General features: G+C 67.3%; 13 protein-coding genes. 7 read left to right on the top strand and 6 right to left on the bottom strand.

Annotated elements, in window-relative coordinates:
• Nucleotides 1-67: 67 nt before the first annotated feature.
• The gene (locus tag KW832_RS17035; protein WP_218300830.1) at nt 68-1,828 is read left to right on the top strand and encodes an MFS transporter; all 1,761 of its coding nucleotides are present in this window, start codon (nt 68-70) and stop codon (nt 1,826-1,828) included.
• Nucleotides 1,829-1,970: 142 nt separating this feature from the next.
• On the opposite strand, the gene KW832_RS17030 is transcribed toward KW832_RS17035, so the two are convergent.
• Nucleotides 1,971-2,525 carry a hypothetical protein gene (locus tag KW832_RS17030; RefSeq protein ID WP_218300831.1) on the bottom strand — a complete coding sequence of 185 codons (555 nt, stop codon included), beginning with the start codon at nt 2,523-2,525 and terminating at the stop codon, nt 1,971-1,973.
• Between the two features lie 97 nt (nt 2,526-2,622).
• On the opposite strand from KW832_RS17030, the gene KW832_RS25720 reads away from it, so the two are divergent.
• The 3 genes from KW832_RS25720 to KW832_RS17020 all read left to right on the top strand — a co-directional run bounded on the left by KW832_RS25720 (nt 2,623) and on the right by KW832_RS17020 (nt 4,217).
• Nucleotides 2,623-2,754: a hypothetical protein gene (locus KW832_RS25720; RefSeq protein ID WP_255424243.1), complete on the top strand. Its 132-nt coding sequence runs from the start codon at nt 2,623-2,625 to the stop codon at nt 2,752-2,754.
• A 558-nt stretch (nt 2,755-3,312) separates the two neighbouring features.
• A complete protein-coding gene (locus KW832_RS17025) occupies nt 3,313-3,777 on the top strand; it encodes a bifunctional diaminohydroxyphosphoribosylaminopyrimidine deaminase/5-amino-6-(5-phosphoribosylamino)uracil reductase RibD (protein WP_218300832.1) in 465 nt (154 codons plus the stop codon).
• The gene (locus KW832_RS17020) at nt 3,774-4,217 is read left to right on the top strand and encodes a hypothetical protein (RefSeq protein ID WP_255577803.1); all 444 of its coding nucleotides are present in this window, start codon (nt 3,774-3,776) and stop codon (nt 4,215-4,217) included. The genes KW832_RS17025 and KW832_RS17020 overlap by 4 nt, the downstream gene beginning before the upstream one ends.
• Before the next feature lie 113 nt (nt 4,218-4,330).
• On the opposite strand, the gene KW832_RS17015 is transcribed toward KW832_RS17020, so the two are convergent.
• On the bottom strand, nt 4,331-5,554 hold the full coding sequence (locus KW832_RS17015) for an MltA domain-containing protein (RefSeq protein ID WP_218300961.1): 1,224 nt from the start codon (nt 5,552-5,554) through the stop codon (nt 4,331-4,333).
• On the opposite strand from KW832_RS17015, the gene KW832_RS17010 reads away from it, so the two are divergent.
• The 3 genes from KW832_RS17010 to KW832_RS17005 all read left to right on the top strand — a co-directional run bounded on the left by KW832_RS17010 (nt 5,487) and on the right by KW832_RS17005 (nt 6,514).
• Nucleotides 5,487-5,663, top strand: coding sequence for a hypothetical protein (locus KW832_RS17010; protein ID WP_218300833.1), 177 nt, complete (start codon nt 5,487-5,489; stop codon nt 5,661-5,663). The genes KW832_RS17015 and KW832_RS17010 overlap by 68 nt on opposite strands.
• Nucleotides 5,660-5,788 carry a hypothetical protein gene (locus KW832_RS25715; RefSeq protein WP_255424242.1) on the top strand — a complete coding sequence of 43 codons (129 nt, stop codon included), beginning with the start codon at nt 5,660-5,662 and terminating at the stop codon, nt 5,786-5,788. The genes KW832_RS17010 and KW832_RS25715 overlap by 4 nt, the downstream gene beginning before the upstream one ends.
• Before the next feature lie 78 nt (nt 5,789-5,866).
• The gene (locus tag KW832_RS17005) at nt 5,867-6,514 is read left to right on the top strand and encodes an OmpA family protein (RefSeq protein WP_055394716.1); all 648 of its coding nucleotides are present in this window, start codon (nt 5,867-5,869) and stop codon (nt 6,512-6,514) included.
• 41 nt (nt 6,515-6,555) lie between these two features.
• On the opposite strand, the gene KW832_RS17000 is transcribed toward KW832_RS17005, so the two are convergent.
• The 4 genes from KW832_RS17000 to KW832_RS16985 all read right to left on the bottom strand — a co-directional run bounded on the left by KW832_RS17000 (nt 6,556) and on the right by KW832_RS16985 (nt 14,359).
• Nucleotides 6,556-7,185, bottom strand: coding sequence for a response regulator transcription factor (locus KW832_RS17000; RefSeq protein ID WP_055394714.1), 630 nt, complete (start codon nt 7,183-7,185; stop codon nt 6,556-6,558).
• Between the two features lie 156 nt (nt 7,186-7,341).
• On the bottom strand, nt 7,342-9,387 hold the full coding sequence (locus KW832_RS16995) for a nitrogen regulation protein NR(II) (RefSeq protein ID WP_370110263.1): 2,046 nt from the start codon (nt 9,385-9,387) through the stop codon (nt 7,342-7,344).
• Nucleotides 9,384-10,199, bottom strand: a complete 816-nt coding sequence (locus tag KW832_RS16990; protein WP_218300962.1) for a carbon-nitrogen hydrolase family protein — start codon at nt 10,197-10,199, stop codon at nt 9,384-9,386. Before KW832_RS16990 ends, KW832_RS16995 begins: the two co-directional genes overlap by 4 nt.
• On the bottom strand, nt 10,199-14,359 hold the full coding sequence (locus tag KW832_RS16985) for a YhdP family protein (RefSeq protein WP_218300834.1): 4,161 nt from the start codon (nt 14,357-14,359) through the stop codon (nt 10,199-10,201). Before KW832_RS16985 ends, KW832_RS16990 begins: the two co-directional genes overlap by 1 nt.
• Between the last annotated feature and the right edge of the window lie 74 nt (nt 14,360-14,433).

The raw sequence follows: 14,433 nt of genomic DNA, 5'->3' as shown, positions 1-14,433 counted from the left end.
AGGCCCGCAGTGGGCTATTTGGCGCTGAGCCACCACAGCCGCGCCAACCGTCGCACAATGCGCAGACATGCCGCCATTGCCGTCCCACGAAAGCACGCGCAGCGTTGCGCCCCCGCCCTCCTCTGATGCCCCGGACCTGAGCCCGGGCGCCCCGCCGCAGAGCGATGCGGCTGCAGACCGTGCCGCGCGTGCGGATCTGGCGCATGGCACCGAAGAGTCCGTCGCTGCCCAATTGGGGGACAGCGCGGCGCTGAACCAGGCGGCCTCGCTCTCACCGTTTGCGCCGTTGTCGGTGCCCGTGTTCCGCATGCTCTGGCTCACCTGGGTGGCGGCCAACACCTGCATGTGGATGAACGACGTGGCGGCCGCCTGGCTCATGACCACGCTCACCACCTCGCCCGTGCTGGTGGCGCTGGTGCAGACCGCTTCCACGCTGCCCGTGTTCCTGCTGGGCCTGCCCAGCGGCGCGCTGGCCGACATCCTGGACCGGCGCCGCTACTTCATCGCCACGCAGTTCTGGGTGGCGGCCGTGGCGCTGGTGCTGTGCGTGTTCGTCATGGCCGGCGGCATGACGGCGCCGCTGCTGCTGGCGCTCACCTTTGCCAATGGCATCGGCCTGGCCATGCGCTGGCCGGTGTTCGCGGCCATCGTGCCCGAGCTGGTCAGCCGCTCGCAGCTGCCTGCGGCGCTGGCGCTCAACGGCGTGGCCATGAACGCCTCGCGCATCATCGGCCCGCTGCTGGCGGGCGCCATCATCGCCAGCGCGGGCAGCGCCTGGGTGTTTGTGCTCAACGCCGTGCTGTCCATCGTCTCGGGCCTGGTCATCATGCGCTGGAAGCGGGTGCACACGCCCAGCCCGCTGGGGCGCGAAAAGCTGACCAGCGCCATGCGTGTGGGCCTGCAGTTTGTGCGCCAGTCGCCGCGCATGCGCGCCGTGTTGTGGCGCATCTCCGTCTTCTTTTTGCACGCCACCGCGCTGCTGGCCTTGCTGCCGTTGCTGGCCAAGGGGCTCGAAGGCGGCGGCGCGGGCACCTTCACGCTGCTGCTGGCCAGCATGGGCGCGGGCGCCATCACGGCGGCCATGTTCTTGCCGCGCCTGCGCCAGGCCATGGCGCGCGATGTGCTGGTGATACGCGGCACGGCGCTGCAGGCCGCTGCCACGGGCGTGATGGCCGTGGCACCCAATGTGTACGTGGCCGTGCCCGCGATGTTCGTGGCGGGCATGGCGTGGATCACCACGGCCAACTCGCTGTCGGTGTCGGCCCAGCTCGCGCTGCCCAACTGGGTGCGCGCGCGCGGCATGTCCATCTACCAGATGGCCATCATGGGCTCCACCGCGCTGGGTGCCGCCGTGTGGGGCCAGGTGGCCACGGTCACCGATGTGCATGTGAGCCTGGGCATCGCCGCCGCCACCGGCGTGGTGGCCATGCTGCTGGTGCAGCGCCTGGTGGCCGACCGCAGCATGGAGGAAGACCTGAGCCCCTCGCGCGCCTTCAAGGCCCCGGTGGCCGACACACCGCCCGGATCGGGGCACCTGGTGGTCACCATCGAATACTTCATCGACCCCGCGCGCGCCGCCGAATTCCGCGCCGTGATGCAGGAAAGCCGCCGCAGCCGTCTACGCCAGGGCGCCCTGGGCTGGCAGCTGCTGCACGACATCAGCCAGCCCGCGCGCTATGTGGAGCGCATCGAGGACGAGTCGTGGACCGAGCATCTGCGCCGCTTTGACCGCGTGACGGCCTCGGACGTGGCGCTGCGGGACCGCAAGCTGGCGTTTCATGTGGGCGATGCGCCGCCCCGGGTGACGCGCTGGGCGGTGGAGCAATGAGGGGCCTCCCCGGGTAGCTATAAATCACCCGCGCATGCCGCTGGTGCAGACAATGCGGTAGCCCGAAAAAAAGGGAACACACGATGGTGTTCCCTTTCAATAGGAGCGTGCAACGCCCCGAAGCCAATGAGCGGCTGTTGGATCAGTCGGGCGAACCGGCCCAGATATCGGAACGCAAGCCCGCATCTGCACCCACGGCAGCAGACTTCGCGCTCGTCGCCTTTGCCGTGACGTCGGTCACGGAGACGGAGACCGGGCGCAGCGCGTCGCCGCCGGAAACTTCACGCGAAGTCACACAAAACCAATCGCCTGGCATCGCCAAGATCACTGTGCCAGCATCACTTTCGCGCCCTGGATTGCGGCCCAGCCATCCTGCAGTATTTATCCGGACGGGTTTACCGCTAGCGTCGATAGATGTGGAATTCCAGTCGTCGTTGCTCCCGGTGGAGTTGTCGCTGAATCGGATCACCAGCGTGGGGTTGGAGTCGACAGCCTTGCCTTCTGCCAGGACGACGAACACTTTGCTGCCGTCCGGCAACGTCTTCCCACCTACGCCCACAATCGTGCACGCTGCTGTCGGCGTGTTCTGCGATTGCACTGCGTTCGTGCTGATATTGAGCAGTTCAGCATGCGCACCAGCAGCCATCACCAAACCCAAGCTCATCCCCAAAACGCTCTTCAAAATACCGTGTCGCATGCTGCGATCCTCTCATTGTTAATAACAAACACGATCTGTGCTGGGGCACAGACCTCCTCCCTGTCTTCGGCGCTGGAACAGAACAACTGCCATCGCCATGACGCCACCATGGCACCGCAATGAAGCCCATGCCGACGCAGGCCTGGCAGGTTCGGCGCCCCTGCACTCCGCTGTCAAAAGCGGCGGCTTTGTGCCATCCGTGCGCTTCGCGCGGTTCTTGGCTGGCTGAAGGGTTACGGCGGCGATAGGCCCTTGGTCGACCCAGAGAGCCACTACCTGCCGAAGACGAGCGCAGATTCTCAAGGGCCAATCTGGTATTGCTGCCGTTGACTTTGTAGTCATCTGTAAATGCAATTGGCCCGCAGGGATGGCCATTCAGATGTGGTTTTGCAACGTTCGCGCGCGGGGCGATGTGGGTGGCGACGTCGCTTCGCTCCACTACTGCCTCTTACAACGCGTCACAAAAACCTGATCGTGGTACAGCCTGTGTGCGCCCTTGCTTTGGCGGTCTTCCCACCGTGGCGTATAGCGATTGCTGTTGGGGAAAGGTCTTCGGATAAAGGGTCAGATGTCACATGCCAGCGTGGCCACGCCATCCACAACTGCACCGTCCCGGGAATTTCTAGAAAAACGCAGTGCGATTCGACATTCCCGGCCTCATCGCCATGCGCTGAAAGCGGGGGCACCCCTGAGCCCCCGTGAACGCGCATTGCAGCATGCATGAATCACAATATGCGGCATCGCCCCGATGCCAAGGGTAGCGCCCCCTATCGAACACATGCTCACCATGTCCGCATCCGACGAAGATTTCATGCGCCTCGCCCTGGCAGAGGGGCGCAAGGCGCTGCCCGCGTGTCTACCCAATCCGCCTGTAGGCTGTGTGTTCGTGAGGGACGGTGCAGTGATTGCGAGCGGGTTTACCCAGCCACCCGGGCAGCACCACGCCGAGGCCATGGCACTGTCCCAGGTGCCTGGCAATCTGGCCAGCGTGACAGCCTATGTCACGCTGGAGCCGTGTTCGTTTCACGGCCGTACTCCTTCTTGCGCCAAGGCGCTGGTGTCTCGGGGTGTCAAGCGTGTCGTTGTGGCCATGCAGGACCCCGACACGCGCAATGCTGGCGCAGGAATTAAAATTCTGAAGGCGGCTGGTGTGGATGTGTCCATTGGGATTCTGGAGCACAGCGCGATGTCCGACATGGGGGCGTACCTTGCTGAGGGTGCGAACACCGCAGCCCGTGGAGACTTCGCATGAATCGCCTCATACGTTCCTTGTGCCTTTGCCTCGCCCTCGCAGCCCCATGGGCCCGTGCCGCTGTTGCCGACCCTTCCCTGCTCGGCTGCTGGCGCGCCGCCAAAATCGTGCTGACCACCCCCGATGGCGAAAAGGCCGAAGACACTTCCGGCCGCTGCACCCTGCAGTTCAAGGAAGATCAGTTCGAATCGACCTGCAAGACCGCCAGCGGGACGGCCACTACCACGTACCGTTACCAGGTTGTCCGCCCCCAGGTGTATGCGGCCACCATGGCGGGCAGCACTTTCAGGACGGAGATGGTGGGCTCGACGCGCGAGTACGAGTACCACATCACGGGCGATCAACTGCGCACTGTGACCGTGCCCCCAGCCATGGCGTTCGCGGCGGCGGCTGCGGCCCAGCGGGTGGAAACCGAAGCGGCAAGGGCGCCGTGCCCGTGAACCCGGCTGCCAACCACTGGGCGTAGGTTCGCAGAGGGGTTGAGAGTTTGCTATTAATATAATAGCTATCGGCGCTTGCTGAATAAGCGCTGGCGGCCAAAATCATCCAACAATCATCGGGGCCACAACGCCCACAGACGCAGGTTCTGCTTCAGGCGCCCGGCGATGTCGCCCGCTTCCGCGCCCCAGCCAGTGAAGAAGTCTGCACGCACCGCCCCCAGGATGGCGCTGCCCGTGTCCTGCGCCAGCACCATGCGATTGAGCTGTACCTGCGGGCCGCTGGAGGCCAGCCAGACGGGTGTGCCGTAAGGGATGCTCTGGCGGTCCACGGCGATGGAGCGGCCGGGGGTGAGCGGTACACCCTGGGCGCCGCGCGGGCCGAAGCCTGCGTCCAGCGGGTTCAGAGGCTCCTCGCGAAAGAACACGTAGCGCGGGTTGGTCCACATCAGTTCGTTGGTGCGCTGGGGGTTGGCGGCCAGCCAGGCGCGGATGCCGGGCCAGGTAGCGTCGCGGGTGTAGCCCTGGTCCAGCAGCCAGCGGCCGATGCTTTGGTAGGGCTGGTCGTTGGTGCCCGCGTAAGCCACGCGCACCAGCGACACCGTGCCGTCTGCCTCGGCGATGCGCAGGCGGCCCGAGCCCTGGATGTGCAGCACCATCGATTCCACCGGGTCGCGCAGCCAGGCGATGGCGCGGCCCGCGAGTGCGGCCTGGGCTTCGGGCAGGGTCTCGATTTGCTGGCGTGTGTACCAGGGCTTGCGCGCGCCAAAACCGGCGGGCAGGCGGTAGACGGGCACGGTGAAGCCGTTGCCGGGCTGGCGCGCGGCGTCCATCATGGGTTCGTAATAGGCGGTGAGCAGGCCCTCGGCATTGCCGTCGGTGGCCTCAACGCGGTAGGGCTGCAGGCGGGCGACGAGCCAGGCGCGTTGCTCGTCGGCGGTGGCAATGCTGAGCTGGCGCACTTCGCTGCACAGCGCGGTGAAGGGGGGCTGGGGGCGTTCGCAGCTCTTGATCCAGGCGTTCCAGGCCTCGTGCAACGCATCGTCGGCAAAGCCCGGCAGCTCGGCCCAGCGCACGGGAATCCAGCGGCTTTTGGGCTGTGACATCGGTGGCGGCAGCGGGCCGGTGTCGCCGGGCAGCACCACGGTGCTGGGCGGTGGTGGCGCGGGGATGGCCCCGGGGCGGGAGGGGCTTGGGGCAGGGGGCGTGGAGCAGGCGGCCAGCGTTCCTACAATCAGCGCCGTCAAAGCAACGCGCAGGAGTGTCAATTTCATGGGGCTGATTTTGCTTGAAGCGCTGCTGGCGCTGGTGTTGCTGGTGGCCATCGTCTGGTGGACGATGTTCTCGGGCCGCAAGGGTGGCGAGCTGCAGCCGCCGCCGCAGGAGCCTTTGCCTCCACCGCCAGCGGCATCCCCCGAGGCTGCTCCCCCATCACCTCCGGCGCAATGACCTTGCCCGCGTGCGGGCAGCGGGCCCAGGCGGCTTCGTCCTACAGCCAGGGTGCCGCTGTGCCGATGGTGCCCCGGCCCGGCTGCAGCCACGATGGCGATGAGCTGGGCGCACCCCATGCCTAGGCCCACCACAGGCCATGCGGCACGCGATCGGAAGTCCCGAAGCGTCCAGCTCCGTTGAATCTTTCAAGGAGCACCACCATGCGCAAACACATTCTTCTCGGCGCCACCGCCGTCATCGTTCTGGCCACTGGCTGTGCCAGCATGGACGACACCCAGCGCCGTACCGCCACCGGGGCCGGCGTGGGCGCGCTGGCAGGCGCCGTCATCGGTTCGGCCACCGGCGGCAGCGCTGGCACCGGGGCAGTGGTAGGTGCCGGTGTGGGGGCCCTGGGCACCTACATCTGGTCGCAGAACATGGAGCGCCAGAAGCGCGAGATGGAGCAGGCCACGCGAGGCACCGGCATCGGCGTGACGCAGACAGCCGACAACCAGCTCATGCTCAACATCCCCAGCGACATTTCGTTTGCCGTGGGCCGTTCGGACATCCAGCCCAATTTCGCGCCCGTGCTTGACCAGTTCGCTGCCGGGCTGCGCAACAACCCCAACACCGATGTCCGCATCGTCGGCCACACCGACAACACCGGCAGCGACGCCATCAACAACCCGCTCTCGATGGACCGCGCTGCCAGCACGCGCAGCTATCTCACGGGGCGGGGCGTGGATGGGCGCCGCATCGCCATCGATGGAATGGGGGAGCGGTATCCCATCGCCACGAACGAGTCGGCCGACGGCCGGGCGCGCAATCGGCGCGTGGAGATCTTTGTGGGCGAGCGCCCACGCGGGTAGGCAACCACGCCCGAGAGGGCGTGGGGTGGGCGCGCAGAGCCCTACTTCTCTGTGCGCAGCAGGTTGGCCAGCTCCACGGCCGACTTGACCTGCATCTTGTCGAACACGCGTGAGCGGTGCACCTCCACCGTGCGCACGCTGATATCGAGCTGGTCAGCAATCAGCTTGTTGGGCAGGCCCGCCACCACGAGGTCCATCACATCGCGCTCGCGGTCCGTCAGATCGCGCAGGCGCACCTGCAGGTCGCTGCGCTCACGCAGTTGCGCCAGGCGCTCGGCCGATTTGGCCAGCGCCTGCTCAACACGGTCTACCAGCGCGTTGTCGGAAAACGGCTTTTCGCAGAAATCAAACGCGCCCCGCTTGACGGTGTCCACGGCAGTGGGCACGTCCGCGTGGCCGGTCAGGAAGATCACCGGCATGGTGGCCAGGTCACCGCGCACCGCCAGCAGGTCGAACAGCGCCAGGCCGCTCATGCCGGGCATGCGCACGTCCAGCAGCAGGCAGCAGGGCTGGCGCTGCGCGGGCCGGCTTGAGAGCATGGCGTCAAAGGCCTCGGCGCTCTCAAAGGACTCGCTGAATAGCCTGCGCGAACGCAACAGCCACGCCAGCGCTTCGCGCACGCTGGCGTCGTCGTCCACGATGTACACGGTGGCGTTGGTGGTGGGCTCCATGGTTTAACTCGGTTAACTAGTGCATTGTCGGTTACGCGCAGTCGCGGCAACTGGCGCGGCCTGGGCGGGGGCCGCCGCGCAAGGGCCGCCCCGCCGCGCTGGTGGCGACCCCCTTCCCGCGCGCAGCGCGAGAGAAGGGGGAAGTGACGCAGTCGCTCAGGGGGTTGCCGCTGGCAACGTGAAGGTAAACACCGTACCACGCGGTTCATGGGGCGCAAATCCGAGAAAACCGCCATGCTGCTCGATCACCGTGCGGCACATGCTCAGCCCCAGACCCATGCCCTCGGGGCGGGTGGTGAAAAACGGGGTGAAAAGCCTTTCGGCTACGTCCGGGGGAATGCCCGATCCCAGGTCGGTCACCGCAAACTCGATCCAGCCGCTGTGCTGGTTCGACGCCGCACGCCGCACCCGAATGTCCAGAATGCGCGTGGGTAGGGCGGGGTCGTCCATGGCCTGCATGGCATTGCGCGCCAGGTTGAGCAGCACCTGCTCGACCATGGTGCGGTCGCACAACACGGGGGGCAGGTGGGGCTCCAGTGAGGTGTTCACGCGCACCCCCAGCTTGCGTGCCTGCAGGCTCACCAGCGGCAGGATGGCATCGAGCAACTGCTGCGCGTACACCGCTTCGCGCGCCTGGTCGCGGCGGCGCACAAAGTCGTGGACGCTCTTGATCACTTTGCCTGCGCGTTCGGCTTGCCGCGCAATATGTTGCATGGCCATGCGCACATCCTGCAGCTGCTCGGCATGGGCAGCGGCGCCTGCGCCCTGCTCTGCCGGTGTGGGCGCCTCCAGCAGGTTGATGGAGCCGGTGGCATAGCTGGAAATGGCGGCCAGGGGCTGATTGAGTTCGTGGCTCAGCAGCGAGGCCATTTCGCCGACGGTGGCCAAGCGGGCGGTGGCCTGCAGCCGCTCTTGTGACGCCCGCGACAGCTCTTCCACCCGCCGCTGCTCGCTGATGTCGAGGAACGCGCTCATCCAGCCCGTGTGCAGGCCCTGGGCGTTGATGAGCGGGGCCTCGATGATCAGCACAGGGAAGCGGGTGCCGTCCTTGCGCATGAATTCGGACTCGAAACCCTCGCGCGGCGGCATGGTGCCCGCAAAGCGGATGGCCTGGCGCTGGCGATACTCCTCCACCCGCTCGGGGGGCCAGTAGGGCGCGGTCACGCTTTGGCCCAGCAGCTCCGGCGCGCTGAACCCCACCATGGCGCAGAAGGCCGGGTTGACATAGGTGATGCGGCCTTCCAGATCGCGGGCGCGCAGGCCTGTGACCAGCGAGTCCTCCATGGCCTTGCGAAACGCCAGCGCGTCGGCCAGGTCGCGCTCGGCACGCAGGCGCCTGCGGTTGTCGCGCACCAGCACCACCATCACGGTGACCAGCGCAATCGACATGGCGGTGACCAGCGCGGTCAGCACGTTGGGGAACAGGCTGGGCGCGCTGTGCCAGGTGTCCATGCGCAGCACCAGGGTGCTGCCGGGCAGATCCAGCAGGTGCGTGGCCGTGAACATGCGCGAGCCGCGGCGCGCGGCGCCCAGCACGGCCAGCCGGGTGCCGTCGGCCTCGGTGAACGAGGCCTCCTGGCTACGCGTGAGGTTGTGCGCCACCAGGTTGATCAGCACGTCCTGCAGCGAATACGTGACCACCAGGAAACCCGTGCTGCGCCCGCCCGAGGTGAGCGGCAGGCACAGCTCCATCATCTCCGAGCCCAGCCCGTCGCCGTGGGGCTGAAAGTAGCTGCTTGAATAGGCTGGGCTGCTCAGGCGGCGTGCGTTGGCACAGGCAATGGCGGCGTCGGACTGGTTACCCTCACGCAGCCGGGCGTCCCAGGCCACGGGGCGGTAGGGCGACTGGGCATGGGTGCGTACCCGCAGGTCGGCATCGCGCCACTCGATGCGCACCAGCTCCCGCCGGTTGCGCAGCAGCTCGGCTGCATCGACCTCCCAGGCCAGCTGGCCCGGGTCGCCCGCGTGCAGGGCCTGCAGGCTTTGCAGGTTGCGCGTAAGCGCCACGCGGATGTCGGACACCGCGTCGGCCGTGTCACGCTCCAGGCGCGACTGCACCTGACTGGCCTCGTAGCGCCCCGCAAGCCACACCATGGTGGCGAGCATGGAGATCACCAGGGCTACCAGCAGGGTCCACAGCGACCAGCGCCGCCATGCGCCGCGCCAGCGTCTGAAGAGTGTGCGCTGCTGCGGGATCTTCACAGGACGCGGTGCGACAAGGCGGGCAACTGCAGGCGAATGTCGCGCAGGCGCTGCGGGTCCACCACACCCGACACCACGCCCGCCAGTTGGTCCTGCTGGGCGAGCACGGTGCCCCAGGGGTCCACCAGCATGCTGCGGCCCCAGGTGTGCCGCCCGTTTTCGTGCACACCGCCCTGTGCGGGCGCCAGCACATACGCCAGGTTTTCCACGGCGCGGGCGCGCAGCAACAGCTCCCAGTGCGCCTGGCCGGTGGTGTGGGTGAAAGCGCTGGGCACGAGCAGCAGGTCTGCACCCGCGCTGGCGTGGGCGCGGTACAGCTCGGGAAAGCGCAGGTCGTAGCACACCGAGAGGCCCACGCGCCAGCAGTGGCCGTCGCGCGATGGCAGCTCGAACTGCACGGGGGTGTTGCCCGCTTCGATGACCCGGCCTTCGTGGAACTGCTCGCGCCCGTTGTCAAAGTAGAAAAGGTGAATCTTGTCGTAGCGTGCCACGCAGTCGCCAGCGGGGTTGAACACCAGGGTGGTGTTGCGCACGCGGTCGGGTGTGGTGGCCACCAGCGGCAAGGTGCCCCCCACAATCCACATCTGCAGCTCGCGTGCCGCGCTGGCCAGAAAGTCCTGAATGCGGCCCTCGCCCGGTGCTTCGCGCAGGGCGAGCTTGTCGGTGTCCTTGTGGCCCATCACGCAGAAGTATTCGGGCAGCACGGCCAGCTCGGCACCTGCGCTGGCGGCCTGCTCCAGCAGGGCGCGTGCAGCGCGCAGATTGTCGTCGAGCCGGGTGCAGGACACCATCTGGATCGCAGCAACTTTCATCATGACGGTTCTCCGGTGCGGGGTGCGCTGGGGCGTGTGGGCGTGCCGGTTGCAGGGCCTGCCTCGCGGTTGCGGCGGGCCACGCGCACCACGCGGGGGTCCGTCCAGGTGCCATCGATGCGGAACTCCTGCGTGGCCGCCTCGATCAGCGGGCCGCGCAGAAATACCTGGGCCAGGAAGCTGCCCAGCCCAATGACCGGGTTGATGGCTGTGGCCACCAGGGACGCGGTCATGGCGTTGATCTCGGGCACCACCACCACGCGCAGGTCCTGGGTTTCCTGGTCGATGTTGGCGCTGCCCTCCATCAGCACGGCGGCGTTGACGCCCTTCATCTGCAGATTGTTCGTGGTGGCCACGCCCTGCTCGATGCGCACATCGCCCCGGACAAAGTCGAACGCAAAACCCTCGCTGAACACATCGCGGAAGTCGAGCGTCAGGCGGCGTGGCAGCGATTGCAGGCTCAGCACGCCCAGCAGCTTGGCCAGGCCCGGGTCGGCCTTGAGGAACTGGCCGGACTCCACGTTCAGGTTGATCTGCCCGGTCATGCTGCGGTAGTCAGGGCTGAACGGCGCGCCGATCCAGGCCACCTGCCCTTCCATGCGGCCCTTGCCACGCCGGACCACATTGGCCATGCCCATGCGGCCCAGCAGGTCGCCCGAGTCGCGGATGTCCAGCTTGAAGTTGAGCACCGTGCGCCGCTCCGGTGTGCGGGGCCCCACCCCTGCGGTGTTCAGCACCGCCCAGTTGCCGTTGGCTGTGAAGTTCGCCTCGGGCGCGAGGATATTGAATTTGGAGAGGCGCCATTCGCGCTGCGTGCCATCTCCGCCCCGGTTCTGCGCTTCTATTTCCACACGCCCGAGGCGTTTGCCACGTAGTTCAAAGTCATCCACCACGATGTCCAGCGCGGGCAGGGCGCCGGGCTGCTCGTCCAGCAGGGCCTCGACCTGGGTGACGTCGCTCTGGGGCATGTTCACGCGCGAGAGCCGCGCAAACAGGCGCCCGTTAGGGTGTTCGGCGCCGCCTGGCTGGCGGTATTCCAGATAGCCGTTGAGTTCCGTGGCGTCGAGGTTGGCACGCCAGGTGGTGCCGTCCCGCAGCGCGCCGGCCACGATGTTGTGCAGGGTGCGACCCTGCAACGTGAGTTCGCGGGCGCGCAAGGCCAGTGTGGTGGGCAGGTAGTCCTGCGCCGTGCTGGGCGTTCCCGTTGAGCCTGGCGATCCGGGTGCGGTCGCGGGGCGTGCAGCGGGTTCGCTGCCGGTTGCCTGGGTCAGCACGTCTTCCCAGGCATCCACATCGAGCTTGCCCTGGCTGATGTTGGCCGCCACACCCTGCGCGGGCACCGGGGCGGATTCCCCGCCCGACAGGCCGATGCCGATGGCACCGCGCAGCACCCGGGCCTGGGGCCCGCCCAGATCCCGAATGTAAGTGGCCGAGCCCAGTGTGCCCAGGTCCAGCGTGATCTGATCGCGCAAAGGCGGGGCTTCGGTGCCATTTCCAGCCTGGGTAAGGCCCACCAGCGATTCGCGGGCCACCTGGGTTTCAAACCGCAGTGGCAGGCTGCTTTCGGCCGTCTTGCCCAGCGGGGCGGGCAGCGCCAGTGCCAGCCCCTGCAGGCTGGTGGTGACCTGCACCTCCGGCACGCCACGGCGAAACGCGAGCGCCATGGAATACGCGGTGCCGCCCGTGGCGCGGCGCGCCAGCTGCGAGAGCATGCCCAGTTGTGATGCCTGCTGCAGCCCTTCGGCCGTGGCGGTGCCCTGTGCGCGAAGCTGCACGGCCGATTCGGTAGCCGGGGCATTGGAGGGCAGAGCGCGCATGCCGCCCTCCAGCCGCACAGGCCCTCCCAGTGCCTGGGCCTGCACGGTATTGAGCGAAAAACCGCCTTCGGTGAACTGCACCACGCCCCGCACCCGGCTCAGCGTCGGGGTGTCGGGGGTAATGCGCAGTTCGTTGCCCGCCAGCGTGACGCTGCCCTGGACCTTGGATTTTTCGATGTCGCTGATCGGCAAGGTCAGGCGCAACTTGAAATCTGCGTTGCCGGTGCCGCTGGCCTGCTCCAGTGCATTGCCGGTCATCCGGCCCAAAGGCGACGTGTTCATGAGCGTGAGCAGCTCGGTCAGCGGCCCCCGGGCATCGGCACTGACACCCACCACGGTATGGGAGAGGTCTGGAATCTTGGCATCCACCTTCGACAGGCGCAGGCCCGGGCGTCCCGCAAAACTGCCACTGGCGCCGCGCACCTGCATGGAGGAGCGTTCAAAGATCAGCTCCCCCGCGAGCTCCGTCAATGCAGGCCACGGCAACGTATTGGCCGGTTGCAGCTGCGTGGGGACGTAGGCGTAGGTGACATCCTTCACGCGGGCTGCGATGCGAAATTCGCCTTGTTTGGGGTCGTCGAAAGGCAGGTGGTGCAGATCCCCCTTGACGCGGAACTGCACGTTGCTCGCGCTGCCCGCCACCACGGCGTCGCGCACATAGTGGCGCGACTCCTGGGGGATGGACAGCGGCAGGTAGCGGTGCACACGGGTCCCGTCCGCCCGGTTCAGTGTGCCTGTGAGGTCCAGCACCCCCGGAAAGCGAGAGCGGTGTGCCACCTTGCCCGCATCGCTGGTATGCCAGGTGGCCCGGGCCTCGCCCTGGGCGTCGGCATTGGCAAACTGCACGTCGGTGGCCTGCACGGCGATGCGGTCGCCATCGAGTTGCCAGCGCACATCGGCGCTGAGCCGGTCCAGCGGCAGCACTGGGTCTTCGAACACGCCGGGCAGCACCAGCGCGCCGGAGGCAATGGTCAGCGCTGCCTTGCCGCCCGCCTGGGTCATGTCGATGTCCACCGTGGCACCCCGCAGGCCCAGTTGGGTGGAAGCGCTGGCGGGAGTGTCGCCTGCCAGCGCCAATCCGCGAATGCGCCCGCGTACCTGATACTGCTGCAGGTTTTCGAGAGGGCCTTTCCAGGTGGCCTGGATCTCGTCCACGAGCCCGTGGGGTGAATAGGTGCGCACGGCCTCATGTGCCGTGGCGCCCAGGGGCAGGCGGCTGGCGACCTGCGCCAGGGCAGCCAGGTCCAGGCGGTCGGCGCGGAACTCGCCTTGCGCGGGTGCCTTGCCGGCCGCCGCCGTGTGCACAAGCCTGACGTTGCCTCCGGGCCAGGTGAGACCATCGTCCGTCTTGAATTGCAGCGCCTGGGTCGAGAATTCGAACCCCCCGTTCAGTCGGCGCCCACCCAGCCGCCCCTGAATGGACGGCAGCACCAGCGCCTGCAAGCCTGCACCCAGTGTGGCATTGACATCGGCCAGCGCCAGGTCGGCTGTGCCGCCCACAATCTGCCCGCGCTGCACATCGGCCCAGGCTCGCAGCGCGCCCCGGCCCTGTGCGATATCCACGCCCACATCGGCATGGTGGCGCAGCCGCGAGACGTCCACCCGGGAAAAGTCGGCGAAGACCTGCCCATTCCAGTGTTTCCAGTTGCCGTCGCGCGCGCGCAGCAAGGGGGCGCGGAACAGCCCCGTCACCGTGAAGCGGTCTCCCCAGGCTTCGGGCGGCGTGGCATCCAGCCGCATGTGATGGTGCCAGTTGCCGTTGCGCAAGAGCAGGTCCACCTTCTCCAGCGCAAGCTCCGGGGCGCCGCGCTGCTCATCCGTCCAGCGCACCGTGCCACCCCGGATGAACACCTCGCCCTGTGAAAACAGCCAGTCGGCGGCGGCGTTGTCCTCGCCCTGCTGCTGGGAGAAATCCAGACCCGCCACCTGGATGCGACCGTCTGCAGTGCGGCGCACATCCAGCTCGGGCTCTTCGATGTACAGCTGCTCGAACCCGCCCTTGAGCAGGGAGCGCGGCGACAGCGCCACCACCACCCGTGGAAGGCGCAGGGCAGAGCGGCCGGCAGCGTCCAGCAGGGTGACATCCGAGAGTTCAATGGAAGGGATCAGGCCTTCGGTGTGCGCCGCGATGGCACCGATCTGGACAGGAACCCCCAGCGCCCGTGCGGCATGCGCCTCCAGCTGTGGGCGGAAATCACCGATTCGCGGCACAATCCAGCCATGAAGGGCCCCCCACGCGATGGTCAGCAGCAGCCAGAAGGCCAGCAGCAAGCCCAGCGACCACCGCGCGAGACCTGCCACAATTTTCAGCAGGCGGGTGGGGTGCGTGGTGGGATCGATCATGGTGGGATTGAATGTGGCAGGAATTATGACCCGCAGGCTTAGCGCGGGTTCACTACAAACCAGTGTTCTTATGT

The organism is Acidovorax sp. sif0632 (assembly GCF_019218805.1).
In the GTDB taxonomy this organism is placed as follows: Bacteria; Pseudomonadota; Gammaproteobacteria; order Burkholderiales; family Burkholderiaceae_C; genus Acidovorax; species Acidovorax facilis.
This window is presented reverse-complemented; position numbering and strand designations above follow the sequence as displayed.

Coding starts and splice junctions, on each gene's coding strand:
- KW832_RS17035 (WP_218300830.1), top strand. CDS start 68: ATGCCGCCATTGCCGTCCCACGAAAGCACGCGCAGCGTTGCGCCCCCG.
- KW832_RS17030 (WP_218300831.1), bottom strand. CDS start 2,525: ATGCGACACGGTATTTTGAAGAGCGTTTTGGGGATGAGCTTGGGTTTG.
- KW832_RS25720 (WP_255424243.1), top strand. CDS start 2,623: ATGACGCCACCATGGCACCGCAATGAAGCCCATGCCGACGCAGGCCTG.
- KW832_RS17025 (WP_218300832.1), top strand. CDS start 3,313: ATGTCCGCATCCGACGAAGATTTCATGCGCCTCGCCCTGGCAGAGGGG.
- KW832_RS17020 (WP_255577803.1), top strand. CDS start 3,774: ATGAATCGCCTCATACGTTCCTTGTGCCTTTGCCTCGCCCTCGCAGCC.
- KW832_RS17010 (WP_218300833.1), top strand. CDS start 5,487: ATGGGGCTGATTTTGCTTGAAGCGCTGCTGGCGCTGGTGTTGCTGGTG.
- KW832_RS25715 (WP_255424242.1), top strand. CDS start 5,660: ATGACCTTGCCCGCGTGCGGGCAGCGGGCCCAGGCGGCTTCGTCCTAC.
- KW832_RS17005 (WP_055394716.1), top strand. CDS start 5,867: ATGCGCAAACACATTCTTCTCGGCGCCACCGCCGTCATCGTTCTGGCC.
- KW832_RS17000 (WP_055394714.1), bottom strand. CDS start 7,185: ATGGAGCCCACCACCAACGCCACCGTGTACATCGTGGACGACGACGCC.
- KW832_RS16990 (WP_218300962.1), bottom strand. CDS start 10,199: ATGAAAGTTGCTGCGATCCAGATGGTGTCCTGCACCCGGCTCGACGAC.
- KW832_RS16985 (WP_218300834.1), bottom strand. CDS start 14,359: ATGATCGATCCCACCACGCACCCCACCCGCCTGCTGAAAATTGTGGCA.